Annotated in this window: 7 protein-coding genes; 2 read left to right on the plus strand and 5 right to left on the minus strand. The window is 71.7% G+C overall.

The features are described 5' to 3' along the window. Positions 1-70 precede the first annotated feature (70 nt). The 4 genes from rpsU to def form a co-directional block, all read right to left on the minus strand. Positions 71-241 carry a 30S ribosomal protein S21 gene (rpsU, locus tag KUG41_RS10260; RefSeq protein ID WP_006172073.1) on the minus strand — a complete coding sequence of 57 codons (171 nt, stop codon included), beginning with the start codon at positions 239-241 and terminating at the stop codon, positions 71-73. A gap of 59 nt (positions 242-300) precedes the next feature. Continuing rightward, positions 301-1,113 (minus strand): DUF3747 domain-containing protein, encoded by an 813-nt coding sequence (locus KUG41_RS10265; protein WP_216903832.1) that lies wholly within the window; start codon positions 1,111-1,113, stop codon positions 301-303. Between the two features lie 83 nt (positions 1,114-1,196). Then, entirely contained in the window at positions 1,197-1,394 is a 198-nt protein-coding gene (locus KUG41_RS10270; protein WP_216903834.1) for a hypothetical protein, read from the minus strand. A gap of 4 nt (positions 1,395-1,398) precedes the next feature. Further along, positions 1,399-2,004 carry a peptide deformylase gene (gene def / locus KUG41_RS10275; protein ID WP_216903836.1) on the minus strand — a complete coding sequence of 202 codons (606 nt, stop codon included), beginning with the start codon at positions 2,002-2,004 and terminating at the stop codon, positions 1,399-1,401. An 86-nt stretch (positions 2,005-2,090) separates the two neighbouring features. On the opposite strand from def, the gene KUG41_RS10280 reads away from it, so the two are divergent. Both KUG41_RS10280 and KUG41_RS10285 read left to right on the plus strand, forming a co-directional pair. Beyond that, on the plus strand, positions 2,091-3,986 hold the full coding sequence (locus KUG41_RS10280; RefSeq protein WP_216903838.1) for a prolyl oligopeptidase family serine peptidase: 1,896 nt from the start codon (positions 2,091-2,093) through the stop codon (positions 3,984-3,986). Then, positions 3,983-5,407, plus strand: a complete 1,425-nt coding sequence (locus KUG41_RS10285; protein WP_216903839.1) for a sodium/glutamate symporter — start codon at positions 3,983-3,985, stop codon at positions 5,405-5,407. The genes KUG41_RS10280 and KUG41_RS10285 overlap by 4 nt, the downstream gene beginning before the upstream one ends. Positions 5,408-5,437: 30 nt before the next feature. Here KUG41_RS10285 and KUG41_RS10290 read toward each other — a convergent pair. Then, on the minus strand, positions 5,438-6,000 hold a 563-nt coding region (locus KUG41_RS10290; protein WP_216903841.1), incomplete at its 5' end, for an SDR family oxidoreductase.

Here is a 6,000-nt window from a genome sequence, read left to right on the forward strand (position 1 = left end):
CACCCTGCTCCCGCAGGTGTGCCCTGCGCAACAGGTACAAGTGCTCGCCGGGGGAAGCCGGACCCAGGGTTCAGCGGCGGCGACGGCGCTGCTGGGCCTTGCGCTTGTACTTCTCGGTGGGGGTTTCGTGGTGGCGCAGCCGCTTCAGGTCGGCAAAGATGCCCGCCTTGGACACCTGGCGCTTGAACCGGCGCAGGGCCGATTCAATGCCTTCGTTTTCGCCGACGGTGACCTGGGTCATGAAGTACTGCAGAGACGATCGCAGCCATGCACCTTAGCAAGCGGTCCTGCAGGGGCTGCTCAGAGCTTGGTGGCGGGAAGCGAGGGCGGCGGCAGGGGCCTCTGGGCGGCAGTGGGGGCCTCCTGCTCCGATGGAGGCTGGGCGGGGGCGGCCTTGACGGACTTCACCTTGCCGGACTTCACCTTGCCGGGGGTCGCCTTGATGGGGTTGGCGGCGGCGGGTTGGAGCGACGGCGAGGCTCCCGGGGCCGGAACCGGAACGGCGGGTGCCGGCTGGGCGGCGGTGGCCGCCGTGCCGGGCCAGCTGTCGGTGTAGACGTAGAGATGGCCGAGGTTGCGGCCACCGAACTGACGCCGCATCAGCCGCCAGCCCGGCTCCAGTTCGAACTTCAGGAAACCGGGGGCGCTGCCGCGGGTGCGGGCCACCACCATCTCCGGGCCAGCCCCGGCCTTGGTGGGGAAGGCCAGCAGCAACATGTCCCCGGCGCTGCGGGTGACCATCAACCGGTAGGAGCTGGCCAGATCCTGGCCGCCCACGCGCAACGAATAGCCGTTGGCGTCGATGTAGCGGCTGCAGATGCCGGTGAAGTCGAAGGTGGCCAGCAGAGGATTCACGTAAGCCGGCTGGCCCTGACCCACCTCGAAGCAGGGGCGGATGGGCTTGAGCTGCTCGTAGATGTTGAGCTGTGACCTCTCTCCGCTGGTGCCGATCGGGGCCGCCACCAGGAGGAAACTCTGCTGATCCACCTCGGCGGCGGCGAACAGCGCGGACGCACGGACGGAGGCGGGACTGGCGACGGTCAGGGCAGTCGCCACCCCGACCAGGGTGGCGAGGCCACCGCGGGGAAGAACGGGAAGGATCACGGCGTTCATCGAAGCGATCTGAATCGTATGAACGGCAACAGCCAAGCACCAGGCCTGATGGCCCAATCGGCCGGCCGGTTGTCAGGCCGGCATCAGGCGGGCTTGTTGATGCGGATCGCCACGAGCAGCGCCAGCACGGTGCCCGGCAGGCTGCCGGCCAGGATCCAGCGGGTGGTCTGGATGCCGAGGTCGGGATCGCCGTAGGACAGCTCGAAGATCGATCCGGTGGCGGCGATGCCGAGCAGGCAGGCCAGGCCGAGGAACAGGCCGGCCAGGGGTTTCATCGGCATGGGGTCAGCGGATCGACTGGACATCGGAGCGGTGGAAGCCCCGCTGCTGCAGACCCTCGTTGAGGCTGAGCTCATCGGTGACCCGGTCGACGAACAGCACACCGTTGAGATGGTCCATCTCGTGCTGGATGCAGCGGGCCAGCAGGCCGTCGGCCTTCATCCGCCGGGGGCGGCCGGTCTCGTCGCGGAAGCTCACCTCCACCACCGAGGGACGCACCACGTCGAGGTAGACACCGGGGATGCTCAGACAGCCCTCTTCGTAGGTGTTGAAGGAGGCGCCGGCGGCGGTGATCTCCGGGTTGATCAGGACAAGGGGCGGTGTGGCGGCCTCCTCCAGATCCAGGTCGATCACCAGCAGCTGGCGGTGCACGCCCACCTGGGGGGCCGCCAGGCCGATGCCCTGGGCGGTGTACATGCTGCGCAGCATGTCGCGGGCCAGATCGCGGATCGAGGCATCCACCTTGCTGATGCGCCGGGCCGGGGCCCGCAGCTCCTTCGAACCCAGCTTGTGGATCTCAAGGGGCGGCCTCTCCACCGGGACCTTCGGCACCAGCACGGAATGACCGCCCTGTTCGGCCGATCGTGCCATCTGGGCGAAGCTGCGGGCCAAGGCGTCACCTGAAACGATGGTCGAATTCTAGGAGCAGCCGGCGGAGGACTCGGGTGGGGACGCAGTCTGGGCCTGGAACGCAGCCGTTGCCCGCCGCGGTGGCGGTGGGCCGCACCACCGGGGTGGCCGAACCCCTGCTGGAGGGGGGTCGGCTGTTCTGGCTGGAGCAGCGGCCCGAGGAGCAGGGCCGCTGCACCCTGATGCAGCGACGCCGCCCTGGTGGGGAGGCCGTGGAACTCACCCCCGGCCACTGGAACCTGCGCACCCGGGTGCATGAATACGGCGGCGGAAGCTACGCGGTGGCGGGAGACCAGCTGGTGTTCGTCGACGACGGCGACCGCTGCCTCTGGCAGCTCACCATGGGCCGTGCCGATGATGCCGCTCCCGAGCCGATTGCCCATGGGAGCCCGCGCCGGCTCACCGCCCCCCCCGACCCCTCTCGGCCGCGGGCCTTCGCCGATGGCCTGATCGACCGGCACCACGGGCGCTGGATCGGCGTGATGGAGCAGGACGGCACCGACCGGCTGGTGGCCGTGCCCCTGGCCGGGGGTGAACCCGCGCTGCTGCACCAGCCCGCCGACTTCTGCGGCTATGCGGTGCTGGCGCCGGGGGGCAGCCACCTGGCCTGGGTGGAGTGGCAGCAGCCGTTCATGCCCTGGCAGCGCAGCCAGCTCTGGCTCGCCGCCATCGACCCGGCGGGGCAACTGCAGCAGGCCCGAGTCATTGCCGGCGCGACGGCCGCCGATCCCCTGGGGATCTCGGTGTTTCAGCCCCTCTGGCTCGACGACGGATCCCTGGTGGTGGCCAGCGACCGCAGCGGCTGGTGGAACCTGGAACGGCTGGCCGACGCCACCGGCCTGGCCGCGGACGCCGCGCCGGAGTGGGAGCCGCTGCTGCCGATGCAGGCGGACTTCGGTGCCCCCCAGTGGGTCTACGGCCTGCGCACCCTGGCCTTCGACGGCCAGAAGCTGGTGGCGGCGGCCTGCCGCGCAGGTGTCTGGGAGCTGGGCCGGCTCGACCCCGGGGGGGGTGGCTGGGAGCCGGTCCCGCTGCCCTTCGACGACCTTTCCGCCCTGACGGCCGAAGCCGGCCGGCTGGTGGCCGTGGCCGGCGCGCCCACCATCGGGGCCGGGCTGCTGGAGCTCGACACCGCCAGCGGCCGCTGGCAGCACGCACCGGCCTCACCGGCACCGCTGGCGGCCGGGGCGATCAGCCGGCCCGAACCCCTCTGGTTCGAAGGCCACGGCGGCCGTCCCACCCATGCCTGGTTCTATCCCCCCTGCGGCGGGGGTGGGGCCGATGCGCCCCTGCTGGTGAAGGGGCACAGCGGCCCCACCGCCATGGCCGCCACGGCCCTGAACCTGACCATCCAGTTCTGGACCAGCCGCGGCTGGGGGGTGGTGGATGTGAACTACGGCGGCTCCACCGGCTTCGGGCGGGCCTACCGGGAGCGGCTCGACGGCCAGTGGGGGGTGGTGGACGTCGCCGATTGCGCCGCCGCCGCCCGGGCGCTGGTGGCGGCGGGCCGGGCCGATCCGGCCCGGGTGGCCTTCGAAGGAGGCAGCGCCGGCGGCTTCACGGTGCTGGCGGCCCTCTGCTTCACCGACGTCTTCGCCGCCGGCGCCTGCCGCTACCCGGTGGCCGATCCGGCGGCTCTCCTGAACGTGGATCACCGTTTCGAGGCCCGCTACACCGAGAGCCTGATCGGCCCCTGGCCCGAGGCCCGGGACGCCTACGAAGCGCGCTCCCCCCTGCAGCATGCGGACCGCATCCGGGTGCCGGTGATCTTCTTTCACGGGCTCGACGACAAGGTGGTGCCCGCCAGCCAGAGTGAGGGGATGGTGGAAGCCCTGCGCGCCCGCGGACTGGAGACGGAACTGCACCTGTTCGACGGCGAGGGCCACGGCTTCCGCGACAGCGCCGTGCGCACCACGGTGCTCGAAACCACCGAAGCCTTCTTCCGCCGCCGGTTCCGCCTGTGATCGCCGCGCTGGCGCCCGGTGCGCTGGAGAGCCTGGAGTGGGGGGGCCTGGCCCTGGCCGATCTGACCGTGCTGCTGGTGATCGGCGGCAGCATCGGCGGCCTGCTGGGCATGAAGCGCTGGGGACTGCCGGAGGCCCTGCTGGCCGGCGGACTGGGCCTGATGGTCGCCCCGGGCGGACTGGTGCCCCTGCTGCCGGAGCGGGTGATCGACCTGTGGGACCAGCTGCCCCTGCCCCTGCTCACCCTGGTGTTCGCCACCCTGCTGCTGGGCAAGCCGCTGCCGAAGCTGGGGGGCCTGTGGCGCCCGCTCTCGGCCCAGGTGCTGCTGGCCCTCACCCTCGCCTTCGGCCAGTTCGTGGTTGGGGGGCTGGCGGTGCTGTTCGTGCTCCAGCCCTGGCTGGGGGTGAGTCCGGTGATGGCCTGTCTGATCGAGGTGGCCTACGAGGGCGGCCATGGCTCGGCCGCCGCCATGGGGCCCACCTACGAGCGGCTGGGGCTGGAGGGGGCCCAGGCCCTCGGGCTGGCCATGGCCACCGTGGGCCTTCTGGCCTCCACGGTGGTGGGCGGACTGGTGGTGGTGCTGGGCCGGGCCCGGGGCTGGCTGATGTTCGCCGAGGCCCTGCCGATCGAGGAGGTGGTGGCGATCGTGGAGGAGGAGACCCCTCCCCTGGAAGAAGTGCCGATGGATCTGCCGCTGGAGGTGGGCACGGTGGAGGTACCGGCCCTGTGGCGACAGTTGGCTGACTGGGCCGTGAACATGGCCCTTGCGGGGGTGGCGGTGCTGATCGGCTGCGGCCTGCTGGCGGGGCTGCGCTGGGCGGCCGACGGATCCGGAGGCGTCTTCGCCATGGTGATCGATGCCCTGCCGGTGTTCCCCCTGGCCCTGGTGGGCTCGCTGCTGGTGCGGCTGATCCTGGAGAAGACCGACCAGACCCAGTGGGTGTCGACCACCATCCAGGGCCAGACCGGCACCATCTCGGCCGATCTGCTGATCACCGCCGCCACCGCCTGCCTGGATCTGAGCCTGCTGGCCCACGACTGGATCCCCCTGACCGTGCTGGCCCTGGCGGGCCTGTTCTGGAACCTGGCGGTGATCCTGCTGCTGGCGCCACGGATCCTGCCCCCCGACTGGTTCGAGCGGGCGATCATCGAGTTCGGCCAGGCCACCGGCGTGGCCGCCAGCGGCCTGCTGCTGCTGCGCATGGCCGACCCGGGCGACCGCAGCCGGGCGGTGACGGCCTTCTCGATCAAGCAGCTGCTCCTCCAGCCCCTGCTGGCTGGCGGCGTGATCACCGTGGTGGCGCCCCTGGTGGTGGACGGCTGGGGGCTGCCCGCCTGGACCGGCCTCTGCCTGGCCCTGCTGCTGCTCTGGATCGGCCTGGGCCTGTGGCTGGCGGCCCGGGCCAGGGCGGCCAGCTAGCTCAGCGGACCGTCGCGCCGAAAGGCGCGCTCAGCGGACCATCGCCGCCACGTTGCCCCCATCGACGGTGAGCACGGCGCCGGTGGTGCGCTGCAGCAGGGCCAGGGCCACGAAGGCGTCGGCCACATCGGCGGCGCGCACCTCGGCCCCCAGCAGGTTGCCGGCCATGTAGAGCTCCTCGCTCAGGCCCCGGGCGGCGGAGCGCTCCCGTATCAATCTGTCGTCGAGCAGGCCGGAGCGGATGCGGTCGGCGTTGATGGCGTTGACCCGCACCCCGGCCTCGCCCTCCTCCAGGGCGTACTGACGCACCAGGGCCAGCAGGGCTGCCTTGCTGATGCCGTAGGCGCCGAAGTTGGGGCCGGGATTCAGGGCCTGCTTGCTGACGTTGAACAGCAGCTGGCCGCCCAGACCCTGGGCATGGAACACCGCCAGGGCCGCCTGGGCGACGGCCTGGTGGGCGAAGAAGTTGAGCTCGAAGCTGGCCCGCAGATCGGCCTCGGCCAGGGTGGCCATCGGGCCGGTCCAGGCGGCGCCGGCGTTGCTCACCACGATGTCGAGGCCGCCGAAGCGGGCGGCCACCGCGGCGGTGGCCG

The sequence above is a fragment of the Synechococcus sp. CCY 9618 genome (assembly GCF_019038415.1).
GTDB lineage: Bacteria > Cyanobacteriota > Cyanobacteriia > PCC-6307 > Cyanobiaceae > Cyanobium.

Bases quoted from the DNA above. Each gene is read 5' to 3' on its own strand.
- rpsU (WP_006172073.1), bottom strand. From the start codon at position 241: ATGACCCAGGTCACCGTCGGCGAAAACGAAGGCATTGAATCGGCCCTG.
- KUG41_RS10265 (WP_216903832.1), bottom strand. From the start codon at position 1,113: ATGAACGCCGTGATCCTTCCCGTTCTTCCCCGCGGTGGCCTCGCCACC.
- KUG41_RS10270 (WP_216903834.1), bottom strand. From the start codon at position 1,394: ATGCCGATGAAACCCCTGGCCGGCCTGTTCCTCGGCCTGGCCTGCCTG.